Source organism: Stenotrophomonas sp. 59, assembly GCF_030291095.1.
Taxonomy (GTDB): Bacteria; Pseudomonadota; Gammaproteobacteria; order Xanthomonadales; family Xanthomonadaceae; genus Stenotrophomonas; species Stenotrophomonas maltophilia_Q.
In genome coordinates this window covers 925,619-949,804 of record NZ_CP127408.1, presented here as the reverse complement: position 1 = coordinate 949,804, position 24,186 = coordinate 925,619, and the positions used below count along the sequence as shown (strand labels likewise).

Genomic DNA, 24,186 nt, shown 5'->3' with positions numbered 1-24,186 from the left:
GACCTCAGGCGCGGCGCTTGTGCTTGGCGTCGTCCGAACGCAGCTGCTGGATGCGCTCGAAGTAGCCCGGTTCGATACCGGTCGGATAGTGGCCGTTGAAGCAGGACGAGTCGAAGTTGCGCAGCGCCGGGTTGCCCTCGCTCACTGCCGCTTCCATGTCTTCCAGATCCTGGTAGATCAGCCAGTCGCAGCCCAGGTGGGCTTCGATCTCTTCCACGCTGCGGTTGTGCGCGACCAGTTCTTCTGCAGCCGGCATGTCGATGCCGTAGATGTTCGGGTAGCGCACCGGCGGCGCGGCGCTGGCCAGGTAGACCTTGCGTGCGCCCGCATCACGGGCCATCTGCACGATCTGCTGGCTGGTGGTGCCGCGCACGATCGAGTCGTCCACCAGCAGCACCACGCGGTTACGGAACTCCAGGTGGATCGGGTTGAGCTTGCGGCGCACCGACTTCACCCGCTCACCCTGCCCCGGCATGATGAAGGTGCGGCCGATGTAGCGGTTCTTGATGAAGCCTTCGCGGTACTTCACGCCGAGCACGTTGGAGATTTCCAGCGCGGCATCGCGCGAGGTGTCCGGGATCGGGATGATGGTGTCGATGTCGTGGTCCGGGCGCAGGCGCAGGATCTTCTCGCCCAGCTTGATGCCCATGCGCATGCGCGCCTTGTGCACCGACACGTTGTCGATCATCGAATCCGGGCGCGCGAAGTACACGTACTCGAAGATGCACGGGGTGTGCTCGGCCGGCTCGGCGCAGATCTCCGAGAACAGCTCGCCGCGCGCGGTGATCACCAGTGCTTCGCCCGGCTGCACGTCGCGCACGCGCTGGAAGCCCAGCACGTCCAGTGCGGCCGATTCGGAGGCGACGATGTACTCGTCCCCTTCGGCATGGCTGCGCTTGCCCAGCACCAGCGGGCGGATGCCATGCGGGTCGCGGAAGGCGACCAGGCCCAGGCCCAGCACCACGCTGACCACCGCATAGCCACCCTTGCAGCGACGGTGCACGCCGGCCACGGCACGGATGGCCGCTTCCGGGCTGAGCTGGCGCTGCTGTTCCAGTTCGTAGGCGAACACGTTCAGCAGCACTTCGCTGTCCGAATCGGTGTTGACGTTGCGGCGGTCCTGCTCGAACACCTGCTGGCGCAACGCCTCGGTATTGATCAGGTTGCCGTTGTGGGCCAGCGCGATGCCGTACGGCGAATTGACGTAGAACGGCTGCGCCTCGTCCATGCCTTCCGAACCGGCGGTCGGGTAACGCACATGGGCGATGCCGACGCTGCCTTCCAGGGTGGACATGGTGCGGGCATCGAACACATCGCGGACCAGGCCCGTGGCCTTCTGCACGCGCAGGCGGCTGCCATTGGCGGTAGCAATGCCCGCCGCGTCCTGGCCACGGTGCTGGAGGACGGTCAAGCCGTCATACAACTGCCCGGCGACGTTCTGGTTGCCGACGATTCCGACGATGCCACACATGGTGCGAGGTCTCCGCTGGGCTGTGCCCAGTTACAAGGAAGGTGGCCGTACCTGGCCGCGGTGGTCGCCGCGCCTGCGGTCGACATTGGCCGGATCGCCCGGCTCGATACTGTCCGGCAGTGCTGGGGCGTCCGGACGCACTTCGGCCGGATCGTAGGAATCGCCCTGTTCCGCTTTCGCAGGCCGCAGCCATCCGCTGCCTGCCACTACCTGGTTGAGGATGCCATTATCGCCTGCCGCGCCCGGCTTTCCCAACCCGGCGCCTGCGTTCTTGCCCAACTCCATCAATGCAGATGGGGACAGCGCGTCGGTCGGCAAGGCCTTGGGCAGCAGATCGGCCCCGGGAACCTCCCAGTGCGGCAGCTTGCTGTTCATCCAGGCAACGGTGGGGTTCAGCAGTGGGCGCACTGCCGAACGCTGCCAGGAAGGCTCGGCGGTCAGCGGGGTGAAACTGCCCAGCAGCAGCAGGATCGCGGCGATCAGGCCGCCACGGACCACGCCCAGCACGCCACCCAGCAGGCGATCCAGGCTGGTCAGCATGCTGCGGTGGACCAGGGCCTTGATGACCATGCCGACCACGGCGACCACGATCATCACGCCGATGCCCACGCCCAGGTAGCCACCAACGAAGTGTTCGCCGCCTGGTGCGGCCGGCGCGGCCCACCAATGGGCCGCGTCATTGCCGAAGGCGAAGGCGGCCCACGCGGCCAGCAGCCACGACAGGGTGCCGATGACGATGCCGACGAAGCCGCGCAGCATCCCCAGCAGGGCCGAGGCGGCGATCACGATCAGCAGCACCACGTCGATCATGGCGCCCCGCTCCTTCGGCGGCGCTGGCAACGGGGCTGCGCGTGGGTCATGGGTGCGGTCGCACCATGCCGGCCACGCCGACCTTGGCGGCGACCTGCGCCTTCAGCTGCTCGGCATCGGCGCGGTTGGCCACCGGCCCGACGCGGACGCGATGCAGGGTGCCCTTTTCAGTGCGCACCTGCTCGACAAAGGCGCTGAAGCCCGCGGCCCGGACCTTGTCGCGCAGGGCGTTGGCATCGTTGGCCTGGCCGAACGCGCCCAGCTGCACGGCAAAGCCGACGCCGCTGGCCGCCGGTGCGGCGGGCGTGGTCGGGGCCGTTGCCGGCTTGCTGGCGGCGGCATCCGTCTTCGGCTCCGGCTTCGGGGTTTCGGGCTTCGGCGCCGGCTTCGGCGGCTCCGGCTTGGCGGCCGGGGTGGTCGTTGCGGTCGGCGTACTCGGCGGCAGGCTTTCGCTGCGCACCGGGTTGCTGCTGGCCGACGGCGCGGTGGCTGCGGACGGGGTGCTGGCGCCTGGCGTGGCCGGTGCCGGGGTGGCTGCCACCGGGGCGCTGCTGCCCGCTGCGGCATCCAGGGTGATCACTTCGGCCTTCACATCGGCGCGGATCTTCACCGCCTGCAGGCGGGCCGCCTCGGCCTGTGCGCGATCGGCATACGGCCCGACACGCACGCGCCATGCCTGGCGCCCGTTGATGGTCGCCGTTTCGGCGAAGCCCGGCAGCTGCGAGCGTTTCAGGTAGGCGATCACTGCGTCGGCGTCGGCCTTGCTGCCGTAGGCACCGAAGGTGACCGCATAGTTGCCGGCGGCAACCGCCGGCGAGGTGTCGACAGTCGGCGGCGTGGCAGGTGCCGCAGCATCCGCAAGCGGCTTGGCCTGGCCGGTCTGCAGCCCCGTGGCGCCGCCCGCAGGGGCCACCAGCGGCAGTTCACGGGTTTCGAACTGGCCATCGGCCGGTGCATCCGGCGCGGCGATCGGCACATTGGCGACGCCGCTGTCCGGTGCGGGTCCCTTGACCAGCATCGGCAGGAAAATCACGGCCAGTGCCACCAGCACGATGGCACCAATCAGACGCTGTTTCAGAGGCGTATCCACGTGAGGCAGGCAACTGTCCGGAGATTGCCATCGATTATACGGGTGCCGGACCGGCCGGCGTCGGCGTTGGCTGAACGCGTATCAGGTGGCGCCCTGCAGCCATTGCAGGGCGGCGGCGGCGGTATGGAAGGAGCCGAACACCAGTACCCGGTCCCCACGCTCGGCCTGGGCCAGCACCTGCGCCAGCGCCTGCTCGACGCTGTCAGCCAGCAGCGCAGTGGCGGCGGCAGTGCCGGCCAGGCGTGCCTGCAGCTGGGCGGCGCTCTGCCCACGCGGGCCTTCCAGCCCGGCCAGGGTCCACTCGCCCACCACGTCCTCCAGCGCCTGCACCACGCCCGTTGCGTCCTTGTCCTGCAGCGCGGCGTACACCGCCAGGGTGCGCCCGGCCGAGACCTCGGCCTTCAGCGCACGCGCGAGCTGGCCGGCGGCCTGCGGGTTGTGGCCCACATCCACACGGATCTGCACGCCATCGCGCTCGAATTCCTGAAGCCGGCCGGAAATGCGCGCCGCTGCGACACCGGCGGCCCACGCCGCGCGCGGCACCGGCTTGTCCAGCGCGCGCAACGCGGCGATGGCGGCACCTGCATTGGCAAGCTGGATCGGGCCGGCCAGCGCCGGGGTCGGCAGTTCCATGCGCAGGCCAACATCGCGCCAGCGCCAGCGCTGGGCATCGATCGGCTCGTAGAAATAGTCGCTGCCGCCACGGATCGCATTGGCGCCGACCAGGTAGGCACGGCGCAGCACGCTCGACGGCGGATCGGTCTCGCCCAGGATCACCGGCTTCCAGCCACGGATGATGCCGGCCTTCTCGGTCCCGATCGCCTCGCGATCCTCGCCCAGCCATTCGGCGTGGTCGATGTCCACGGTGGTGATCACGGCCACGTCGGCGTCGATGATGTTGACCGCATCGAGGCGACCGCCCAGGCCCACTTCCAGCACCGCCAGGTCCAGCCCGGCGTCGGCGAACAACTGCAGCGCAGCCAGCGTGCCGTACTCGAAATAGGTCAGCGTGGTCTGGCCACGCGCGGCCTCGATGGCATTGAACGCAGCGACCAGCGCGGCATCGTCCACGTCCTGCCCATCGATGCGCACGCGCTCGTTGTAGCGCAGCAGGTGCGGCGAGGTGTACGCGCCGACCTTCCAGCCGGCGGCACGCGCGATGGCTTCGATGAAAGCCACGGTGGAGCCCTTGCCGTTGGTGCCACCGACCACGATGGTGCGCTTGGCCGGCGCGCCCAGGCCCATCGCCGTGGCCACGGCGCGCACGCGCTCCAGGCCCATGTCGATGGTCGCCGGGTGCTGGCGTTCAATGTAGTCCAGCCAGTCGGCCAGGGTGGTCGGGGTGTTCGTCACGGCAGCGGTTCCAGCAGAAGCAGTTGATGCGGGGGAATGGATCAGAGGGCGCGGTGCTTGGCTTCACCGAAGAACGGCGTGTGGTGGGCACAGTCGTTCAGGCGCACCACTTCCAGGCTGTCCAGGTCGGGGCCTTCGAGCAGGTTGAGCGTGGTCGGTGCCTGGCGGAAGGTCCACAGGCGGGAGATCGGCAGGCCCAGCACCTTGCACAGGATCACGCGGTTGACCGCGTCATGGGCGACCACCAGCAGGGTGTCGTGCTCGCCGAGGCCTTCGGTGGCACGGGCCAGGCCGCGCCAGCTGCGCTCCAGTACCAGGCGCAGCGATTCACCGCCGGGCATCAGCACGGTATCGGGTTCCTCGCGCCAGGCCTGCAGCCGCGACGGATCCTTTTCGTTGATTTCGCTGGCCAGCAGGCCTTCCCACTCACCGTGGGCGATTTCCTGCAGCTCCGGCTCGGTCAGCAGCATGTCGGCACGGGCGGCGCCGAGCGCCAGCTGCGCGGTGCGCTGCGCGCGCGACAGCGGCGAAGCGACGGCACGGGTGATATCCACCGAGGCGAGGCGGGCACCCAGTGCCTGGGCCTGGGCTTCACCGATCGGCGAAAGCGGTATGTCGATCTGGCCCTGGTAGCGGCCTTCGGCGTTCCACGGCGTTTCGCCGTGACGGGCAAGCAGGATGCGCATGCGAACAAGGGGTCCTGGGGGGAGGAGGTTTCCGCGTTTCGTTCACATCCTGTGAAGTACGCGGAACAGGGATGATACCTGTTCGGCGCACCGGGCCGGGCCGGGCATGAAAAAACCCCGCGACGTGGGTCGCGGGGTTGGTAGATCCACGCCATGCGTGGATGAATCGCGCACCGGACGTGCAGGCGTTGCCGGCCAGCGGCCGGCACTACCTTATTTGGCCAGGTTCAATTCCTTCAGCAGCTCCGGTGCCGGCGCCACTTCCTGCATGATCCACTGCATGTAGCGGCTGTCGACCGAGATCATGCGGGTCATCACCGGGTCGAACACCCAGTTGGAACTGACCGATTCCCAGTTGCCGTCGAAGGCCAGGCCGACCAGCTTGCCGTTGGCGTCCAGCACCGGCGAACCGGAGTTGCCACCGGTGATGTCCAGGTTGGACAGGAAGTTCACCGGCACCGAGCCGATGCGCTTGTCTTCCAGGCCGCCGTAGCGCTTGGCCTTGACCGCATCGAGCAGCGCCTTGGGTGCATCGAACGGATCGACGCCGGTGTCCTTGGCGACGATGCCTTCAAGCGTGGTGAACGGGGTGTAGGCCACGCCGTCCTTGGGCTCATAGCCCATCACGTTGCCGAAGGTGATGCGCAGCGACAGGTTGGCATCCGGGTACACGAACTCGCCCTGGCTCTTCTTGTAATCGGCCAGTGCCTGCAGGTACAGCGGACGCGCGGTCAGCGATTCGCCTTCGCGGATCTTCTTCTGCTCTTCCTGCTTCAGCAGCGACGGCATGATCGCCACCGCGTACTGGATGGCCGGATCGCTGCTGGCTTCGAACGCGGCGCGGTCGGCCTTGAACCACTTCAGGCGCGCATCCAGGCTGCCCAGCTCGGTGCCCGACAGCTTGGTCACCAGCGCCTTGACCGCGTTGGCATCGCTGCCGCCCAGCCAGGTGTTCAGCACGTCGTTGTTGCGCTGCGCGGCCGGCAGGGCGACGTACTGGTCCAGCCAGTAGGCCTGCAGCTGCTGGTCCATCTTCGCCACATAGCGGCGGTCCATCTGCTTCAGGCCGCCTTCCAGGGTCGGCAGGTCGCGCTGCTGGTAACCGACTTCGCGCTCGGCGTCCGGCTTGGTGCGCTCGATCGACAGGCGATACAGGCCGATGGCGGCGCTGACCGCCTGGGTGTTGTTGAACTGGCCGACGAACAGGTCACGCTCGCGGGTGGCCTTGCTGGTGTCCAGGTGCTTGACCAGCTGCGCGTGCGCGGCCAGTGCCGGCTTGCCGGCGGCGCCCTGCTTCTTCAGCCACGCCAGCACGGCGGCTTCTTCGGCCTGCTTCTGGCCGGCCGCGTCGATGCGCTTGAAGCCTTCCAGCTGGCCCGAGTAGTTCTTGGCCACGTTGTTCATGCTGGCGGCGGTCGCGGCGTACTTCACCTTGACGTCGGCATCAGCCTTGCCGGCCTCGTCGATCATCTTCAGCACCGCGTTGTAGTGGCGGGCGATGGTCGGGTAGGTCCAGCTGGCGGTTTCGTTGAACTCGCCGGCCAGCGCATAGCGGTTGGTGCGCCCCGGGTAGCCGGCCACCATCACGAAGTCACCGGCGCCCAGCGGCTGGTCGGTGAACTTCAGGAAGTGCTTGGGCTGGTACGGCACGTTGTCGGCCGAGAACGCCGCCGGCTTGCCGTCCTTGCCAACGTAGGCGCGGTAGAACGAGAAGTCACCGGTGTGGCGCGGCCACATCCAGTTGTCGACGTCGCCGCCGTACTTGCCGACGCTGCCCGGGGGCGCGTAGACCAGGCGCACGTCCTTGATTTCCATGTTGCGGAACAGGCGGTAGGTGTTGCCGCCGGAGAAGGTGTACAGGCGGCAGCGGAAGCCTTCTTCGGCTTCACAGGCGGCGACCTGGGCCTTGTCGAAGGCGTCCAGCGCGCGGCTGCGGGCCAGCGGGTCGTTGCCCGCCGCGGCAATCGCGGCCTTGGCCTGCGCGGTGACGTCGGTGATCTGGTCGAGCACGTAGACGCGGGCGTTCGGGCCGGCGCTCAGTTCATCGCTGTGCTTCGGGGCGTTGAAGCCGTCCTTGATCAGGTTCTTCTGCGCGGTCGAATTCAGCTGGATGGCGCCATAGGCGCAATGGTGGTTGGTTACCACCAGGCCCTGCGGCGAAACGAAGCTGGCGGTGCAGCCGCCGAGGGCGACCACCGCGCCCATCGGGTCGCCGGTGAGGTTGGACAGCTGCTCCGGGGACAGCTTCAGGCCGGCCTTCTGCAGCGGGCCGGCGATTTCCGGCAGCTGCTGCGGCACCCACATGCCTTCAGCGGCATGGGCGACCTGGGCCAGCCCGAGGCTGGCGACGATGGAGAATGCAAGCAGGTTCGAGCGCATGGAGCGGCCCCTGGTAGTGGAACCCTCGATTGTAGCCCGCCGCCCTGCCCCGGCCCGAACCCCGGAAGTCATGGGCCCCGGCTCGCCGGGCATGGCCCGGCGCTACCCGTACGATTTCCCGCTCCGGTAGCGCCGGGCCATGCCCGGCGAGCGCGGCGGCGCCGTTCGAAACGCCCGCTGGCGCACGCCTTTCGTTCCGCCAATGCACCCGCAGCGCAACATGGGAATTCCGCGCGGCACCCTATAATCCGCGCTTTCCCCCTGATGAGTTCCACCCCGATGGCGCAGCAAACGATGAAGGCCCTGGTCAAGCGCGAAGCGGCCAAGGGCATCTGGCTGGAAGAAGTTCCGGTTCCGACCCCGGGCCCGAACGAGGTCCTGATCAAGCTGGAGAAGACCGCGATCTGCGGCACCGACCTGCACATCTACCTGTGGGATGAGTGGAGCCAGCGCACCATCAAGCCGGGCCTGACCATCGGCCACGAGTTCGTCGGTCGCGTCGCCGCACTCGGCTCGGCCGTGACCGGCTACGAGATCGGCCAGCGCGTCTCGGCCGAAGGCCATATCGTCTGCGGCCACTGCCGCAACTGCCGTGGCGGCCGCCCGCACCTGTGCCCGAACACCGTCGGCATCGGCGTCAACGTCAACGGCGCCTTCGCCGAATACATGGTGATGCCGGCCAGCAACCTGTGGCCGATCCCGGACCAGATCCCGTCGGAGCTGGCTGCGTTCTTCGACCCGTATGGCAACGCCGCACACTGTGCGCTGGAATTCAATGTGATCGGCGAAGACGTGCTGATCACCGGTGCCGGCCCGATCGGCATCATCGCCGCCGGCATCTGCAAGCACATCGGCGCGCGCAACGTCGTGGTGACCGACGTCAACGACTTCCGCCTGAAGCTGGCCGCCGACATGGGTGCAACCCGGGTGGTCAACGTCGCCAACCAGTCGCTGAAGGACGTGATGAAGGAACTGCACATGGAGGGCTTCGACGTGGGCCTGGAAATGAGCGGCAACCCGCGCGCGTTCAACGACATGCTCGACTGCATGTACCACGGCGGCAAGATCGCCATGCTCGGCATCATGCCCAAGGGCGCCGGCTGCGACTGGGACAAGATCATCTTCAAGGGCCTGACCGTGCAGGGCATCTACGGCCGCAAGATGTACGAGACCTGGTACAAGATGACCCAGCTGGTGCTGTCCGGCTTCCCGCTCGGCAAGGTGATGACCCACCAGTTGCCGATCGACGACTTCCAGAAGGGCTTCGACCTGATGGAAGAAGGCAAGGCCGGCAAGGTCGTGCTCAGCTGGAATTGATCCTTCGCCGCGGGCGATGGGTGGGTGCCAAGCTTGCTCGGCACACCCTGGAATTGAAAAAGGCGCCCGATGGGCGCCTTTTTCGTAATGCGTGCCAGGCAAGCCTGGCACCTACCGTAACGCCTGCGGCGTTACTTGCCGACGGCCACGCTCAGCATCACCCGGCTGTGCGCCAGCTTGCCGGAGTTGTCGCGGCCGTTGCCATCGGTGCCGTAGTAGCCCAGGCCGACGTTGAACATGCCGAACTGGCGCGCGACGCCGACGTTCCAGTCGGTGTAGTCCTTGGCGATGCCGTCCTCGAAGGTGCTGCGACCGACGTTGGCATTCAGGGTAAAGTCCTTCGGCAGGCCCCAGCTGCCGCCCAGGCCGAAGTACCAGCCATCGGTGCTGCTGTTCCATACATCGTTGGTGTAGGCCACCGTCAGCTTGTAGGTGTCATCCAGCGTGGTGGTGGTGATCAGCTCGTTGTAGTTCTGGTGGCTGGACTTCAGGTAGGTGTAACGGTTCAGCAGCACATCGAAGTTGACGCGCTCGGTGACGTCCACGCCGTAGCCGATCAGGTAGTCGACCTCGGTCTTCGGGTCACCCGGACCAAAATCCACACCCGAACCCCACACGCCGGCGTACAGGCCAACCGGGCTGGTGTAGGTGAATCCGGCCTGCAGGGTCGGATCCTCATCGGTCTGCGACACACCACGGAACAGGTAGTCCGACACGGCGGTGACGTTCCAGCTGTACGGCGATTCGTTGTCCTGGGCGCTGGCGGCGAACGGCGCGAGGGTCAGGGCGGCGGCAATGGCGAGGCAGGCACGGGCGTGCTTCATGGGCGTCTCCGAGGGTGGCGGGGGCGGGAAGGGGGGAGCGGGCAACCGGCGCCAGACAGGCGCGGTTCACGAATTTTTAACCCGTTTGCTATTGCGATGCAACATGTGCCGCCCGTGGCGGTGCCCTGCCCGGCCCGGTTGATGGCCATCGTTGCCCGGTAGAATCACCGGTTTCCCCGTGCTGAGCCGTGCCCACGCCATGACCGACGCCTCCTCCGCCCTGACCCGCCACTACGCCGAGGAACTGGACGCCATCCGCGCCCAGGGCCTGTTCAAGTCCGAGCGGATCATCACCAGCCCGCAGTCGGCCGAGATCACCCTCGACGACGGCCGCAAGGTGCTGAACTTCTGTGCCAACAACTACCTGGGCCTGGCCGACCACCCGGACCTGATCCAGGCCGCCAAGGATGCGCTGGATACCCACGGCTTCGGCATGGCCTCGGTGCGCTTCATCTGCGGCACCCAGGACCTGCACAAGCAGCTGGAGAAGCAGATCGCCGACTTCTTCGGCAAGCAGGACACCATCCTGTACGCCGCCTGCTTCGATGCCAACGGCGGCCTGTTCGAGCCGCTGCTCGGCGAGAATGACGCGATCATTTCCGATGCACTGAACCACGCCTCGATCATCGACGGCGTGCGCCTGTGCAAGGCCAAGCGCTTCCGCTACGCCAACTGCGACATGGCCGACCTGGAAGCCCAGCTGCAGGCCGCCGATGCCGCCGGCTGCAAGACCAAGCTGATCACCACCGACGGCGTGTTCTCGATGGACGGCTTCATCGCCCCGCTGGACGAGATCACCGCACTGGCGAAGAAGTACAACGCGCTGGTGCACATCGATGAGTGCCACGCCACCGGCTTCCTCGGCGCCACCGGCCGTGGCTCGGCCGAAGTGAAGGGCGTGCTGGAGAAGATCGACATCATCACCGGTACCCTGGGCAAGGCCATGGGGGGTGCGCTGGGTGGCTTCACCTGCGCCAGCGCCGAGGTGATCGAACTGCTGCGCCAGCGTTCGCGCCCCTACCTGTTCTCCAACTCGCTGCCACCGCACGTGGTCGCCGCCGGCATCAAGGCGTTCGAGATGCTGGCCGCCGCCGATGACCTGCGCGACACCCTGGTGGAGAACACCCGCCACTTCCGCGAGAAGATGGTCGCCGCCGGTTTCGACGTGAAGCCGGGCGTGCATCCGATCAGCCCGGTGATGCTGTACGACGCACCGCTGGCACAGAAGTTCGCCGAGCGCCTGCTGGAAGAAGGCATCTACGCGATCGGCTTCTTCTTCCCGGTGGTGCCCAAGGGCCAGGCCCGCATCCGCACCCAGATCAGTGCCGCGCACACCCGCGAACAGCTGGACCGCGCGATCGATGCGTTCACCCGCATCGGTGTCGAGCTGGGCGTGATCAAGGGCTGATCGCGCCGGGGCCGGATCCCCACGGGTAGCGCCGGGCCATGCCCGGCGGTTTCCCGATAGCCGGGCCATGCGCTCGCAGGGCACGGCCCGGCGCTACCGAAATGACGCGCGACGCGCGTCATTTCTTTTTCTTCTTGCCCTTCGGTTCGTCCTTGCTGGCCACCACCACCAGCTTGGCGGCAGCGTCCTGGCCGTTGCCCTTGGCAACGCGGATGCCGTTGGCCTTCATCCAGGCGTCAAATTCATCGGCGGTCATCTTCTTGTCGCCGTTGCTCATCAGGAAGCGATAGCTGCCGCGACCATCCAGTTCCGGGGTCTTCACTTCCACCACCGGGGTCTCGGCCGGCGTTTCCGCCTTGGCCACTTTCTTGTGGCCGCCGCACGCGGTCAGCAGCACCATCGGCAGCAGCAGGCCTGCGCAGCGCAGGGTTTGATTGAGGGTCGGGTGGTACATGGGCAGGCTCCGTTCGGGAAATTCAACAACCAGGCGCCCCCTACGCCTGGAACGGTGGCCGGCAGCTGCCGGCCGCGGGCGATGATCAGCCCGGTGCAGCGGCCCCCAGCCGCTGCTGGTCACTGACCTCCAGCACCCGCCACTGGCCCTTGCCGAGATCGCCGAGTTGCAGCCCACCGATCGCGACCCGGACCAGGCGCAGCACCTGCAGGTCGAAGGCCGCCAACAGGCGGCGGATGTGGCGGTTGCGGCCCTCGTCGAGAACCACCTCCAGCCACGCGGTCTTGTCACCACTGCGCAGCACGCGCGCGGCCTGGGCGACGAGGAACTCGCCTTCGTCCTCGACACCGGCGCGCAGCGCAGCCAGGGTGTCCTCGTCGGGCAGGCGGTCCACCTGCACGTGGTAGGTCTTCTGCGGGCCGGTTTCCGGATCGGTCAGGCGCGCGGCCCACTGCGGATCGTTGCTGAACAGCAACAGCCCCTCGCTGGCCTTGTCCAGCCGCCCGACCGGTGCGATCCACGGCAGGCCTGCGCCATCGAAGCAGCGATAGACGGTGTCGCGGCCACGTTCGTCCTGCACGGTTGTCACCACCCCGCGCGGCTTGTTGAGCATCAGGTACAGGCGCTGCGGCGCGCCCAACGGCTGGCCGTCGACCTCGATCGGCGGCGCCGGCTGTGCAATGGGAAACTCGGGGTCACGGACGATGCGCCCGGACACGCGTACGCGGCCATCGGCGATCCAGCGCGCGGCTTCGCTGCGCGAGCACACGCCGGCCTTGGACAGCACGCGCGCCAGGCCATGACGGACACCGGCGGCTGCGGCAGCGGGCGTCGCACGCCCACGCGGTGCGTGGGAGCGGGCGGCGGGGGCGGCAGGTGGGCGGCGCGTGCGCAAGCCTCTGCTCCCCGCAGCGCTTACTTCTTGTCGACCGGCTTGGTCTCAGCCGGTGCTTCGGCCGGAGCCGGGGTGGTGGCCGGAGCCGGACGCGCCTTGACCACGCGCACGCCGCGCGCCTTCATCCAGGCGTCGAACTCTTCGGCGGTCATGCGCTTGCCGTTCTGGCTCATGTCGAAGCGCCAGGGCGTGTTGTCGAATTCGGTCTGCGGCTTGTAGGCCGCCGGATCGTTCGGCTTCACCGCCGGTGCGCTCGGAATGGCCTTGGCGATGTTCTGGCAGCCGTCGATGCGCAGGCGCTGCAGCACCTGGTCCAGCGACTGCGACGGATCGTAGTTGCTGCTCAGCACACCGGCCGGCATGCCCAGCTGGTTGCCACGGATGTACAACTCGTCGGCCACCGGCGCGATGGTCGTGGCCGGCAACGGCAGCGGCGAGGCGCTGGCGTTGACCGAGCAATCGACCGCAGCGTGGGCGGCGGGAACCAGGGCCAGCGCCAGGAAGGCGGCCGATGCAGAGCGCAGCATGAGGGGCATCCACGAAAGGAAGTGACGCGGCGAGTTTAGCAATGCCGCGACAGCTTTCAAGCGCCACTTTCAATGAATACGGCAACTCATTGGTTTTACGGACAAAAACCCGACGAACGGTTGCTCCCGCACCCAGCACTACCTGGATTCCGGACCCCAGAAACAACAAGACCCGGCCGAAGCCGGGTCCTGCTGTGTCCTGCGGGCAGAGCGTCAGAACTTAGTTCTGGACGTTCAGCTCGGTACGACGGTTCTTGGCGCGACCTTCCGGGTTGTCCGAACCATCCGGGTTGGTGTTCGGAGCAATCGGACGGCTCTCGCCGTAGCCGATCGGGCCGACCAGGCGACCGGCGTCAACGCCGTTCTTGGTCAGGTAGTTGTACACGGCGGTAGCACGACGCTCCGACAGCTTCTGGTTGTAAGCGTCGGTACCCTTCGAGTCGGTGTGACCGGCGACTTCAACGCGCAGATCCGGGTAACGCTTCAGGATCTCGGTGGCTTCGCTCAGGATCGCCACGGCGTCCGGACGCAGGTTCGACTTGTCGAAGTCGAAGTTCACGCCCTTCAGGTCGATGGAGACCGGCACCGGGCAACCGTCCGGACCGATGGTCTGACCCGGCTGCGAGTTCGGGCACTTGTCGTCGCAGTTGTTGACGCCGTCACCGTCGTCATCCAGATCGGCGCAGCTCGGGGCAACCGGAGCCGGGGCCGGAGCAGCCGCGACCGGAGCCGGGCCCAGCGGGATCACGACGCCGACCGAAGCCAGCACGTCGCCGAACCAGCTTTCATCGTTGCCGGCACGCTTCGGGTTCACGCTCTGGTCGTCGAAATCAGCGCGGTAGGCGACTTCGGCACGGACAGCAACGCGCTTCTCGAAGGTGGTCTGCAGACCGACGCCGACCTTGGCGGCAAAGTTGCCGTCCTTGCGGTCAGCCAGGCCACCGCTGATCGGGTTGTACTCTTCTTCCGACTTCTGGTAGCCCAGGCCGGCCAGCAGGTACGGGTTCCAGCCGCGGCCTTCCTTGATGAAGTGGCGACGCAGGTCCAGCGAGACGCCGTACTGCGACCAGTTCATGTCCTTGTTGGCGTCGAAGTTCGGGTTCTGATAGTTCAGCTCACCGTCCAGCGACCAGTTCGGGCTGATGAACTTGCCCAGGCCCAGGGTGACGAACGGGGCGTCATTGGTCAGGCGGTCGCTGTCCTGGAAGTTGAAGCCGGCCGAACCGGTCAGGTACCAGCGGTCATCGAACTCCTGCGCGGACGCAGCCTGGGCGAAAGCCAGACCACCCAGCAGCGCGGCAGTAAGGATCTTCTTGTTCATTGAGTACAGCTCCTATTTCGGGGGTATGAAACCGGTAGAGGCATGGGCCAGCACTAGTGCGTCGATGTTCGACAGCCGATTCAGCACGCCACCGCCGCGAACATTATGCTCAGGCGGGTGAAGGTCATGTTAACAGTCCCGTAACATGTGAAGTGTTGTGCCCGACCCTCCACCGGTCCGACGTTGAAACCCTATACAGGATGATGAAAAACCGCAAGACCCTCACGCCGCAAGGGTTTGACGGGGTTTAGGTGCGGAATACGACATATTGCGCAACAGGTTGCTCCACGCGATTCAGCGCATCTGCTGAAACGTGAGGAACTCTATGATGGAGCCACGAACCCAGCCGGAGCCGAGATGAAAGCCGTCGCCCTGAGTCGTGAATCCGCCCCCGCCCTCTGCGATATCCACCTGCCTCCGCCGCTGCCTCCGGGTGGCCGCGACCTGCTGATCCGGGTCGAGGCCGTCTCGGTGAATCCGGTCGACGGCAAGCAGCGGGCGGCCACCGATCCGGCCACGCTCGAAGCACCCCGCGTGCTCGGCTGGGACGCCGCCGGCGTGGTCGAAGCGATCGGCGAGGACGCCAGCCTGTTCGCGTCCGGCGACGAGGTCTACTACGCCGGTGATGTCACCCGCCCGGGCTGCAATGCGCAGTTCCATCTTGTGGACGAACGCCTGGTAGCACGCAAGCCGACCACGCTCGACTTCGCCGAAGCGGCCGCCCTGCCACTGACCACGCTGACCGCATGGGAACTGCTGTTCCAGCGCATGCCATTGCAGCTGGATGACCGCCGCCATGCCGGCCAGCACCTGCTGGTGATCGGCGGAGCAGGCGGCGTTGGATCGATGGCGATCCAGCTGGGCCGGCATGCAGGATTCGAGGTGATCGCCACCGCCTCGCGCGAGTCGTCGATCGACTGGTGCCGGCGGATGGGTGCCCAGCATGTGATCGACCACCGGCAGCCGCTGCTGCCCCAGCTGCAGGCAGTGGGCATCGACTCAGTACAGGTTGCCCTCAACCTGGCCGACACCGACCATTACTGGGATGCATTGGGCCAGCTGCTGGCGCCACAGGGCCATGTCGGCCTCATCGTCGAACCGCGCGGTGCGCTGCGCATCGGTGATCCCTACAAGGCCAAGTGCATCGGCATCCACTGGGAATTCATGTTCGCGCGTTCGCGCTTCGCCACTGCAGACCGCATCGAACAGCACCGCATCCTCAGCCGCGCGGCCAGCATGATCGACGCTGGCCAGCTGCGTGGCACCCTCAGCGAGACGCTGGGCACGATCAATGCGGCGAATCTGGACATCGCGCATCAGCGCCTGGCCAGCGGACGCACGGTCGGCAAGCTGGCGCTGGCGGGCTGGGGCGATTGAGCCAGGCTGGAACGCCGGTGTAGAGCCGAGCCCATGCCCGGCTGCTTTGCCTGGCATCGCCAGCCGAGCATGGGCTCGGCTCTACAGGTTCCGCCTGTGGCGGCGGATTGGTCGGCATCTGTATCTATGGCGACTGATGAATCGGGATTACGGTGGAAACAGATCCCCCTCTCCCCGAGCGCCGCCATGCCCACCGCCCTGCCCCTGCGTCTGCTGCAACTGATCATCGGCCTGTTCCTGTATGGCTTCGGCGCCTCGCTGATGATCCGTGCAGCGATCGGCGTGGCCCCGTGGGACGTGTTGTCGCAGGGCATCGCCACACAGACACCGCTGTCGTTCGGCCTGGCCACCAATGTGATCGGCGCGCTGGTGCTGCTGCTCTGGTGGCCATTGCGACAGAAGCCGGGCGTCGGCACCGTGCTCAACGTGATGCTGATCGGCCCGTCCGCGCAGTTCGGCCTGTGGCTTCTCCCCCCGGCGGTCGGCCTTGGCTGGCAGCTGGCGATGTTCTGCGCCGGCATGCTGCTGGTCGCCCTGGCCACCGGCCTTTACATCGGCGCCAAGCTGGGGCCCGGCCCGCGCGACGGCCTGATGACCGGCCTGCACGCCCGCACCGGCTGGCCGATCTGGAAGGTACGCAGCCTGATCGAGGGCAGCGTGCTGCTGCTGGGCTGGTGGCTCGGCGGCAACGTCGGTGTCGGCACCCTCGCCTTCGCCCTGCTGATCGGCCCAATGTGCGGGATAACGCTGGGCTGGTTCGGGATTGGCCGGCCGCTGCCGGCGGGCAGCGCCGGGCCACGCCCGGCGAGCGCGCAGCGCGGCCACGGGTAGCCGCGTCGCCGGCCATGGCCCGGCGCTACCGATTCGCCAGCCCCTTGCCCCGGCCGCCGTTTCCCGGCACGCTTCGCGCTTCCGTACGCAAGCGTATCGACCATGTCGCCAGCCAACGAAAGCGCCTATCCCCATCTGTTCGCCCCGCTGGACCTGGGGTTCACCCAGCTGCGCAATCGCGTGCTGATGGGTTCGATGCACACCGGCCTGGAAGATCGCGCCCGCGACTTCCCGCGCCTGGCAGCCTATTTCGCCGAGCGCGCCGAGGGCGGTGTCGGCCTGATCGTCACCGGCGGCTTCGCGCCCAACGTGGTGGGCTGGCTGAAGCCATTCGGCGGCAAGCTGTCCTGGCCCTGGGAAGTACGCCCGCACCGGCAACTCACCGCCGCCGCACACCAGCATGGTGCGAAGATCTGCCTGCAGTTGCTGCATGCCGGCCGCTATGCCTACCACCCCCTGTCGGTGGCACCGTCGAAGCTGAAGGCGCCGATCAATCCGTTCACCCCGCGTGCGCTGTCGGCCAGCGGCGTCGAGCGGCATATCGCCGACTACGCGCGCAGCGCAAAGCTGGCCCGCGAAGCCGGCTACGACGGCGTCGAAGTGATGGGCTCGGAGGGCTACCTCATCAACGAGTTCATCGCCCCGCGCACCAACAAGCGCTCCGACCGCTGGGGTGGCGACGCCAACCAACGCATGCGCTTTGCGGTGGAGATCGTGCGCCGCATCCGCGAGGCCTGCGGGCCGGACTTCATCATCATCTACCGCCTGTCGCTGGTGGACCTGGTGGAAGACGGCAGCAACTGGGAAGAGATCGTGCAGCAGGCGCAGGCCATCGAGGCCGCCGGCGCGACGATCATCAATTCCGGCATCGGCTGGCACGAGGCGCGCATCCCGACCATCGCCACCTCGGTGCCGCGCGCGGCCTTTGCCGGCGTCACCGCCAAGCTCAAGCCGCATGTGAAGGTGCCGCTGGTGGCAACCAACCGCATCAACATGCCCGAGGTCGCCGAGCGCATCCTGGCCGATGGCGGTGCCGACATGGTGTCGCTGGCGCGCCCGCTGCTGGCCGACCCGCAGTGGCCGAACAAGGCCCGAGCCGGCCGCCCCGAGGCGATCAACACCTGCATCGCCTGCAACCAGGCCTGCCTGGACCACGTGTTCGAGAACAAGCTGGCCAGCTGCCTGATCAATCCGCGGGCCGCACACGAGACCGAGCTGGTCTACCACCCTGCTGCCACGCCGAAAAAGGTTGCGGTGGTCGGCGCCGGCCCGGCCGGCCTGGCCTGCGCCACGGTAGCCGCCGAGCGCGGCCACCAGGTCACCCTGTTCGATGCCAACGACGAGATCGGTGGCCAGTTCAACGTGGCCAAGCGCATCCCCGGCAAGGAAGAGTTCCACGAGACCCTGCGCTACTTCCGCCACAAGCTGGCTGAAACCGGCGTGCAGCTGCGCCTTGGCACGCGAGCGGATGCGGCCAGCCTGGCCGGCTTCGACGAGGTGGTGCTGGCCACCGGCATCACCCCGCGCAAGGTCGACTTCCCCGGTGCCGACCACGCCAAGGTGGTCAGCTACCTGGACGTGCTGCTGGGCCGGGTCACGGTGGGCGCCAATGCAGCGATCATCGGCGCCGGCGGCATCGGCTTCGATGTCGGCGAGTTCCTCAGCCACGCCGGTGAGTCCCCCTCGCTGGACCCACAGCGCTGGATGGCCGAATGGGGCGTGGACAGTACCTTCGAGACCCGCGGCTCCCTGGCGCGGGCGCAGGCCGAGGCCTCGCCGCGCCGGCTGTGGCTGCTGCAGCGCAGCCCGGGCAAGCCCGGTGCGCGGCTGGGCAAGACCACCGGCTGGATCCATCGCGCCACGCTGAAAGCCAAGGGCGTGCGCATGCTCGGCGGCGTCGAGTACCTGGGTGTTGACGATGAAGGCCTGCGCATCCGCGTTGAGGGCAGCGAACAGCTGCTGCCGGTCGATCAGGTGGTGATCTGCGCCGGGCAGGAACCGAATCGTGCGCTGCAGGCGGAGCTGCAGGCCGCTGGCATCAGCGCGACGTTGATCGGTGGCGCCGATGTGGCCGCAGAACTGGATGCAAAACGGGCCATCGACCAGGGCAGTCGGGTCGCCGCCGCGCTCTGATGAGTGCCTGAATGGGGGACGGAATGTGATTTCCGTCACCCCTCCCGAACCTGAATGTCAAGCCGGGCGGTTCACGATGCGTTCGGCTATCCCCCCCTACCTTGCGCCATCTTCCGCTCACCAGCCAGTTTCCGGTGAGCCGGTGCGGCCCCCTCGATCGGTACTGATCGTTTCTTTTGGGGCCGCCCACGGGGCGGCCCCGATGGCCGCCTCCCCATGACGCCAAGTCGTACCCCGCGTCCTGTCGCCCCGCGACCGGAAGTGGAGAGTGCGGCCCATACGGAGCAAGGAGTTATATGAAACTGGCCTGGATTCTCTGGCTGTCGCAGTTGTTGCCGCAGCCGGCCGCTGATTCATTGTGTTTGAGCACCACCGTTTACCTGGAAGCCCGCGACCAGACCCTGCGCGGCCAGCAGGCCGTTGCCGAGGTCGCCCTGCGCCGTCTCGACAGTGGCCTGTGGGGCGACTCGATGTGCCAGGTGGTCACCGCGCGCAAGCAGTTCGCACCAACCATCGTCTCCCCCGGCACCCAGCTGGGCAACGACGCAGCCTGGAGCGAGGCGATGAACGTGGCCTTCGACGCCGAGCGCAACTGGGCGCTGCCGGCCGGCGAGCGCCGCGAGATCGTGCCCGGTGCCAGCCACTTCGCCGCGTTGTCCATCGCCAGCCCGAACTGGCGCAACGCCTACCAGGTGGCCACCATCGGCGATCACACCTTCTATAAGGTGCAGAACCTCAAGCCGCGGCAGTCGTAACGATCCGTGCTGGCGGCAGCGTTGCCGCCCGCCGGCAGGCTCTGGGATAGTGGGCGTTTCCCGCCCGCATCACCTGGAGTTCCCATGAAGCTGTACAGCAAGCCCGGTGCCTGTTCCACCGCCGACCACATCGCCCTGCAGTGGACCGGCCAGCCGTTCGAGGTCGAACTGCTGAACAAGGACACCCTGAAGGGTCCGGAATTCCTCAAGATCAATCCGGCCGGCGCGGTGCCCGCGCTGGTCGATGGCGACTTCGTGCTGCTGCAGAACGCCGCGATCATGGGCTATATCGCCGACACCTATCCGCAGGCCGGCCTCGGCGGTGATGGCAGCCCGCGACAGCGTGCCGAAGCCACCCGCTGGCTGGCCTTCGTCAATTCCGACGTGCACCCGGCCTTCTCGCCGCTGTTCGCACCGGGCAAGTTCATCGCCGACGAAAGCCAGTTCGATGCAATCCGCGCCGCCGCACACAAGCGCCTGCGTGGCCTGTTCGAGACCGCCGACAAGCAGCTGGCCGACAAGCCGTGGCTGGCCGGCTTCCGCAGTTTCGCCGACCCGTACTTCTACATCACCCTGCGCTGGGCCGCCGGCACCAAGGTCGACCTGTCCGGCCTGGACAACCTGGCCGCCTACAAGGCACGCATGGACGCCGATGCCGGTGTGCAGGCCGCGCTGAAGGCCGAAGGCCTGGCCTGAGGATGCCCCGGGTCAGGGTCGTTCGCGTGGCGAACGGATCTGCCCCCGCGGCCCGCAGAACGCGGGGTCGGATCCGCCTGCACCGCAGGCGGCTCTGACCCCATCAGCTCCATCGTCACACTCAGCCGATCTGGCGGATCACTTCACCGTTGGCGTCGCGCAGGTAGGTTGGCACTACTTCGACGCGCAGCGCTCCCGCCACCGGGTAGATGCCACGTTCGGCACGCACGCCTGCCAGGGCCTGCAGCCCCGTCTCGTCCAGGGCCCAGCGCGCGCTGTCGGCCGACACTTCGCCCACGTCACCGCGCCCGGCTGGAATGAACTCCCACTGCCGCTCGCGGCTGGCCAGTTCCAGCGACTTTCCGTGGCGCAGGCGCAGCGGCAGCAGTTCGCAGACGCTGGCGACCTGGCCCGCGCCGAGCACCAGGGTGGTGACGCCGGCCTCCTGCCGCCAGTCCAACGTCTCGATGAACAGCATGCCGGTGCTGGAGCCCTCGCGCTCGCTGCCGGCCTGCACCTGGGCTGCCAGTGCCGGATCCTCCAGCAGGTTGCGACGGTGCAGATCACTGATCCACAGCGGCATCGCCGGCTGCAGCGCCTGCAGCACACCGCGCGTCGACCAGCGCTTGACCGCCTCCATCTCTTCGTCGGTCAGGCCGACCAGTTGCAGGAACTGCAGGTGACCATTGGCGGTGTCGCGCGCAGGCAACTGCGGATCGGCAATGAAGGCCAGGTGGCACAGGCGCGTGTCGGTCTCCAGCGCGATCGGGCCGTTGGCATTCAGATGGTGACCATCCTCGAACACGTTGCCGCTGCCAAACACGTAGCGCGCCAGGTTCTGCAGCAGGTTCATCGGCCACACCGGCGGCGTGCTGCCGGCGTGTTCACCGGCTTCGGCAGCGAGGCGGAAAGTCAGCTCGAAACCATAGCCGCTGGCGGCGGCATCACTGCTCTCCTTGGTGTACAGCTCGGAGAAGCCGTAGGTGATGTAGTGCCAGTGCGGCACCGGCGCATCCACCCAGTACACGCTGATGCCATCCAGCGGGTCCTGGCCACCGAGCGTGTAAGGCAGCGCGGTGCCGAAATGACGCGGCTCCTGCCCGGCATACAGGGGCGCCAGCGCCGCATTGATCGCGTCCCAGCCGGGGGTATCGGTGTCGTCGTGGTCGTCCTGCACGCGGGACTCCTTGTGGGGAAGTGAACCGATCACTTTACGCGGTGAGTCAGGCCTGCACGACCTCATTGCCAGCGTTCACCACCGCCGCCTGGGTTTCCTGCCACCAGCGCTGCGCCAGCGCCGGGCTGCGCGCCTTTCCCACCGCGGCCAGCAGCTCCGGGCACAGGCGTTCCAACGCCAGTGCATCGGTGCAGCGTTCAATCTTCAACTGCATGAAGTAGCCCTTCAGGCCGAGGTGGCGCCGCACCGCCTCGCTCATCGCGTCGTACAACTGCTGGTACAACGCCGGATCCTGTTCGCGGCCGGTGCTGATTCCACGTGCCGGTGCCACCTCGGCATTGCCACCGATCACTTCGATCAGGCCCTGCGCTTCCAGCTGCTCCAGTGCATCGGCCGGTGCGCGCAGGCCTTCGAACAGGCCGCGCAGTTCGGTGTCGTCGCGATGGCCATCGACCATCAGCAGGATCGAGCGCAGTGCTGCCGGCAGGCGCCGGCCACGGTCTTCGATTTCCTGACGGCCAGCAGCCGTCTTGGCGTGCAGCAATGCCATTGCATCCCCCCAATCCTTGATGCGCTTCACCTGCGCGCCCTGGCGGGCGCGCTCCCCTGGGGCCGAGCTTAGCGCACCGGTTGCCGGGAGGAAGCTGCGGTGCAGCAACACCCTCCTCTGTAGAGCCGAGCCCATGTTCGGCTGCTTTGGCGAGGCATGCGGAGCCGAGCATCGGCTCGGCTCTACAGAAGCAGGTCAGCGCCCCAGCGCCCGGCGGATCTCCTCCAGCGCGCTGGGATCATCCAGCGTCGACAGGTCGCCCGGATCACGCTGTTCGGCCAGCGCCTGCAGCGAGCGCCGCAACAACTTGCCCGACCGGGTCTTGGGCAGTGCGTTGACCACATGCACATGCGCCGGGCGCGCGACCGCGCCGAGCGAGGTGGTCACCGTGGCCATCATCTCCGCCACCACCGGCGCCGGATCCTCACCGTTGAGCCCCTGCTTGAGGGTGACGAACACCAGCGGCACCTGCCCCTTCAACTCGTCCTTGACCCCGATCACCGCCGCCTCGGCCACGCGCGGATGGCTGGAAATGGCTTCCTCGATCTCACGCGTGCCGAGGCGATGCCCGGCCACGTTGATCACATCATCAGTGCGCCCCAGGATGAAGGTGTAGCCATCGTCGTCGCGGATCGCCCAGTCCAGCGAGCTGTACAACAGTTCCTTGAAGTGGCTGAAGTAGCTCTGCAGGAAGCGGCTGTCATCGTTCCACACGGTGCTCATGCAACCCGGCGGCAACGGTGGCGACACCACCAGCACGCCCTTCTGCCCCGGCGCGACCTCCTCGCCGGTGTTCTCGTCGATCACCTTCATCCGGTAACCGAGATTGGGGAAACCGGGCGAACCGAAGCGCACCGGCTTCATTTCCAGGCCCGGCAGCAGGGTCAGCGCCGGCCAGCCGGTTTCGGTCTGCCAGTAGTTGTCGATGATCGGCTTGCCCAGCGCCTCACTGATCCAGTGCGCGGTGGGTTCGTCCAGTGGCTCGCCGGCCAGGAACAGGTACTTCAGTGCGCCCAGGTCATGCCGGTGGATGAAGTCCGCGTCGTGCTTCTTCAGCACCCGGATGGCGGTAGGCGAAGAGAACATCGTACGCACGTTGTACTGCTCGCACAGCGCCCACCAGATGCCCGGATCGGGATTGGTCGGCAGCCCTTCGTACAGCAGCGAGGTGCAGCCACCGATCAGCGGACCGTAGACGTTGTAGGAATGGCCGACGGCCCAGCCGACATCGGAGGTGGAGAACATCACCTGCCCTGGCTTGCAGTCGAACACGGTTTCCATCGACTGCGCCATCGCCACCGCATAGCCACCGACATCACGCTGCACGCCCTTCGGCTTGCCGGTGGTGCCGGAGGTATACAGCAGGTAACTCGGCTCACTCGCTTCCAGCCACTGCACCGGTACATCGACCTCACCGATCTGCGCGCGCAGCGTGGCGTACTCCACGTCACGGCCCGGCACGCGCGGTTCGGCTGCGTCCAGTCCGCGCGACACGATCAGCACGTGCGGTGGTGGCGAGGCTGCTTCGGCGCAGGCGGCGTCGACCATCGGCTTGTACGGAATCAGCTTGCCACCGCGCATGCCGGCATCGGCCGCGATCAGCAGCTTGGGCTTGGCGTCGTCGATGCGCAGCGCCAGGTTGTGCGCGGCGAAGCCACCGAACACGACCGAGTGCACCGCACCGATGCGCGCGCAGGCCAGCATCGCGAACACGGCTTCGGCCATGTTCGGCATGTAGATCACCACGCGGTCGCCGTGGCCGACACCGAGGTGCTTGAGCACTGCGGCGAAGTCGTTCACTTCGCGATACAGCTGGCGATAGGTGATCTCGCGTGTGCTGTTGGTCTCGGTGGAAATGGCGACAAGCGCAAGCTGGTCGGCGCGCTCGGCCAGGTGGCGGTCCACGGCGTTGTAGCAGAGATTGGTTTCGCCGCCGACGAACCAGCGCCGGAATGGCGGGTTGCTGTAGTCGAGCACCTGCTGCGGCGGTTTGTGCCAATGGATGCGCTTGGCTTCCTCGCCCCAGAAGGCCTCCGGCTCGTCGATCGAGCGACGGTAGGTTTCCTCGTAGTTCATGACGCAGCCCTCCCAGACAAAGTCATGGGTTCGAGGATAGTCCGGCGCTGCCGCGC

21 protein-coding genes are annotated in these 24,186 nt (G+C 67.2%); 7 read left to right on the top strand and 14 right to left on the bottom strand.

Annotated features, from left to right (window positions below):
• Positions 1-4 precede the first annotated feature (4 nt).
• The 6 genes from purF to QP552_RS04215 all read right to left on the bottom strand — a co-directional run bounded on the left by purF (position 5) and on the right by QP552_RS04215 (position 7,789).
• On the bottom strand, positions 5-1,471 hold the full coding sequence (purF, locus tag QP552_RS04240) for an amidophosphoribosyltransferase (RefSeq protein ID WP_049430313.1): 1,467 nt from the start codon (positions 1,469-1,471) through the stop codon (positions 5-7).
• Between the two features lie 30 nt (positions 1,472-1,501).
• Positions 1,502-2,281, bottom strand: a complete 780-nt coding sequence (locus QP552_RS04235; protein ID WP_106550077.1) for a CvpA family protein — start codon at positions 2,279-2,281, stop codon at positions 1,502-1,504.
• Positions 2,282-2,327: 46 nt separating this feature from the next.
• Positions 2,328-3,371 (bottom strand): SPOR domain-containing protein, encoded by a 1,044-nt coding sequence (locus QP552_RS04230; protein WP_106550076.1) that lies wholly within the window; start codon positions 3,369-3,371, stop codon positions 2,328-2,330.
• A gap of 81 nt (positions 3,372-3,452) precedes the next feature.
• Positions 3,453-4,724: a bifunctional tetrahydrofolate synthase/dihydrofolate synthase gene (gene folC / locus QP552_RS04225; protein WP_286075078.1), complete on the bottom strand. Its 1,272-nt coding sequence runs from the start codon at positions 4,722-4,724 to the stop codon at positions 3,453-3,455.
• A 41-nt stretch (positions 4,725-4,765) separates the two neighbouring features.
• Positions 4,766-5,410, bottom strand: a complete 645-nt coding sequence (locus QP552_RS04220) for a histidine phosphatase family protein (protein WP_049430321.1) — start codon at positions 5,408-5,410, stop codon at positions 4,766-4,768.
• Positions 5,411-5,623: 213 nt separating this feature from the next.
• Complete coding sequence (locus QP552_RS04215) at positions 5,624-7,789, bottom strand: S46 family peptidase (RefSeq protein ID WP_111111258.1); 2,166 nt, start codon at positions 7,787-7,789, stop codon at positions 5,624-5,626.
• A gap of 294 nt (positions 7,790-8,083) precedes the next feature.
• On the opposite strand from QP552_RS04215, the gene tdh reads away from it, so the two are divergent.
• Positions 8,084-9,106 (top strand): L-threonine 3-dehydrogenase, encoded by a 1,023-nt coding sequence (gene tdh, locus QP552_RS04210; RefSeq protein WP_010483949.1) that lies wholly within the window; start codon positions 8,084-8,086, stop codon positions 9,104-9,106.
• Between the two features lie 131 nt (positions 9,107-9,237).
• Here tdh and QP552_RS04205 read toward each other — a convergent pair whose 3' ends face one another.
• The gene (locus QP552_RS04205) at positions 9,238-9,930 is read right to left on the bottom strand and encodes a TorF family putative porin (protein WP_111111256.1); all 693 of its coding nucleotides are present in this window, start codon (positions 9,928-9,930) and stop codon (positions 9,238-9,240) included.
• 199 nt (positions 9,931-10,129) lie between these two features.
• On the opposite strand from QP552_RS04205, the gene kbl reads away from it, so the two are divergent.
• Positions 10,130-11,338, top strand: a complete 1,209-nt coding sequence (gene kbl, locus QP552_RS04200; RefSeq protein WP_106551237.1) for a glycine C-acetyltransferase — start codon at positions 10,130-10,132, stop codon at positions 11,336-11,338.
• Positions 11,339-11,456: 118 nt separating this feature from the next.
• Here the strand turns inward: kbl and QP552_RS04195 are convergent, their stop codons facing one another.
• The 4 genes from QP552_RS04195 to QP552_RS04180 all read right to left on the bottom strand — a co-directional run bounded on the left by QP552_RS04195 (position 11,457) and on the right by QP552_RS04180 (position 14,535).
• Entirely contained in the window at positions 11,457-11,792 is a 336-nt protein-coding gene (locus QP552_RS04195) for a hypothetical protein (RefSeq protein WP_286075074.1), read from the bottom strand.
• Between the two features lie 85 nt (positions 11,793-11,877).
• Entirely contained in the window at positions 11,878-12,687 is an 810-nt protein-coding gene (locus QP552_RS04190) for a pseudouridine synthase (RefSeq protein ID WP_286075072.1), read from the bottom strand.
• Between the two features lie 20 nt (positions 12,688-12,707).
• Positions 12,708-13,214 carry a hypothetical protein gene (locus QP552_RS04185; protein WP_049430334.1) on the bottom strand — a complete coding sequence of 169 codons (507 nt, stop codon included), beginning with the start codon at positions 13,212-13,214 and terminating at the stop codon, positions 12,708-12,710.
• Between the two features lie 220 nt (positions 13,215-13,434).
• Positions 13,435-14,535, bottom strand: coding sequence for an OmpA family protein (locus QP552_RS04180; RefSeq protein WP_005408234.1), 1,101 nt, complete (start codon positions 14,533-14,535; stop codon positions 13,435-13,437).
• A 357-nt stretch (positions 14,536-14,892) separates the two neighbouring features.
• Here QP552_RS04180 and QP552_RS04175 point away from each other — a divergent pair, with 357 nt between their 5' ends.
• From QP552_RS04175 to QP552_RS04155, 5 genes are all read left to right on the top strand, one after another.
• Positions 14,893-15,912 (top strand): zinc-binding alcohol dehydrogenase family protein, encoded by a 1,020-nt coding sequence (locus QP552_RS04175; protein WP_286075070.1) that lies wholly within the window; start codon positions 14,893-14,895, stop codon positions 15,910-15,912.
• 186 nt (positions 15,913-16,098) lie between these two features.
• Positions 16,099-16,743 carry a hypothetical protein gene (locus QP552_RS04170; RefSeq protein ID WP_106551240.1) on the top strand — a complete coding sequence of 215 codons (645 nt, stop codon included), beginning with the start codon at positions 16,099-16,101 and terminating at the stop codon, positions 16,741-16,743.
• Between the two features lie 102 nt (positions 16,744-16,845).
• Complete coding sequence (locus tag QP552_RS04165; protein ID WP_286075068.1) at positions 16,846-18,876, top strand: NADPH-dependent 2,4-dienoyl-CoA reductase; 2,031 nt, start codon at positions 16,846-16,848, stop codon at positions 18,874-18,876.
• 296 nt (positions 18,877-19,172) lie between these two features.
• Complete coding sequence (locus QP552_RS04160) at positions 19,173-19,631, top strand: cell wall hydrolase (RefSeq protein WP_004154513.1); 459 nt, start codon at positions 19,173-19,175, stop codon at positions 19,629-19,631.
• An 84-nt stretch (positions 19,632-19,715) separates the two neighbouring features.
• Entirely contained in the window at positions 19,716-20,327 is a 612-nt protein-coding gene (locus QP552_RS04155) for a glutathione S-transferase N-terminal domain-containing protein (protein ID WP_010483964.1), read from the top strand.
• 121 nt (positions 20,328-20,448) lie between these two features.
• Here the strand turns inward: QP552_RS04155 and QP552_RS04150 are convergent, their stop codons facing one another.
• From QP552_RS04150 to prpE, 3 genes are all read right to left on the bottom strand, one after another.
• Positions 20,449-21,504: a suppressor of fused domain protein gene (locus QP552_RS04150; protein ID WP_106551242.1), complete on the bottom strand. Its 1,056-nt coding sequence runs from the start codon at positions 21,502-21,504 to the stop codon at positions 20,449-20,451.
• Positions 21,505-21,550: 46 nt separating this feature from the next.
• The gene (locus QP552_RS04145) at positions 21,551-22,054 is read right to left on the bottom strand and encodes a hypothetical protein (protein WP_106551243.1); all 504 of its coding nucleotides are present in this window, start codon (positions 22,052-22,054) and stop codon (positions 21,551-21,553) included.
• A 195-nt stretch (positions 22,055-22,249) separates the two neighbouring features.
• On the bottom strand, positions 22,250-24,130 hold the full coding sequence (gene prpE / locus QP552_RS04140) for a propionate--CoA ligase (RefSeq protein WP_180868216.1): 1,881 nt from the start codon (positions 24,128-24,130) through the stop codon (positions 22,250-22,252).
• Positions 24,131-24,186: the final 56 nt, after the last annotated feature.

Coding starts and splice junctions, on each gene's coding strand:
- QP552_RS04185 (WP_049430334.1), bottom strand. CDS start 13,214: ATGCTGCGCTCTGCATCGGCCGCCTTCCTGGCGCTGGCCCTGGTTCCC.
- prpE (WP_180868216.1), bottom strand. CDS start 24,130: ATGAACTACGAGGAAACCTACCGTCGCTCGATCGACGAGCCGGAGGCC.
- QP552_RS04145 (WP_106551243.1), bottom strand. CDS start 22,054: ATGGCATTGCTGCACGCCAAGACGGCTGCTGGCCGTCAGGAAATCGAA.
- QP552_RS04215 (WP_111111258.1), bottom strand. CDS start 7,789: ATGCGCTCGAACCTGCTTGCATTCTCCATCGTCGCCAGCCTCGGGCTG.
- kbl (WP_106551237.1), top strand. CDS start 10,130: ATGACCGACGCCTCCTCCGCCCTGACCCGCCACTACGCCGAGGAACTG.
- QP552_RS04160 (WP_004154513.1), top strand. CDS start 19,173: ATGAAACTGGCCTGGATTCTCTGGCTGTCGCAGTTGTTGCCGCAGCCG.
- QP552_RS04175 (WP_286075070.1), top strand. CDS start 14,893: ATGAAAGCCGTCGCCCTGAGTCGTGAATCCGCCCCCGCCCTCTGCGAT.
- QP552_RS04235 (WP_106550077.1), bottom strand. CDS start 2,281: ATGATCGACGTGGTGCTGCTGATCGTGATCGCCGCCTCGGCCCTGCTG.
- QP552_RS04220 (WP_049430321.1), bottom strand. CDS start 5,410: ATGCGCATCCTGCTTGCCCGTCACGGCGAAACGCCGTGGAACGCCGAA.
- tdh (WP_010483949.1), top strand. CDS start 8,084: ATGAAGGCCCTGGTCAAGCGCGAAGCGGCCAAGGGCATCTGGCTGGAA.
- QP552_RS04205 (WP_111111256.1), bottom strand. CDS start 9,930: ATGAAGCACGCCCGTGCCTGCCTCGCCATTGCCGCCGCCCTGACCCTC.
- QP552_RS04195 (WP_286075074.1), bottom strand. CDS start 11,792: ATGTACCACCCGACCCTCAATCAAACCCTGCGCTGCGCAGGCCTGCTG.
- purF (WP_049430313.1), bottom strand. CDS start 1,471: ATGTGTGGCATCGTCGGAATCGTCGGCAACCAGAACGTCGCCGGGCAG.
- QP552_RS04165 (WP_286075068.1), top strand. CDS start 16,846: ATGTCGCCAGCCAACGAAAGCGCCTATCCCCATCTGTTCGCCCCGCTG.
- QP552_RS04180 (WP_005408234.1), bottom strand. CDS start 14,535: ATGAACAAGAAGATCCTTACTGCCGCGCTGCTGGGTGGTCTGGCTTTC.
- QP552_RS04170 (WP_106551240.1), top strand. CDS start 16,099: ATGCCCACCGCCCTGCCCCTGCGTCTGCTGCAACTGATCATCGGCCTG.
- QP552_RS04155 (WP_010483964.1), top strand. CDS start 19,716: ATGAAGCTGTACAGCAAGCCCGGTGCCTGTTCCACCGCCGACCACATC.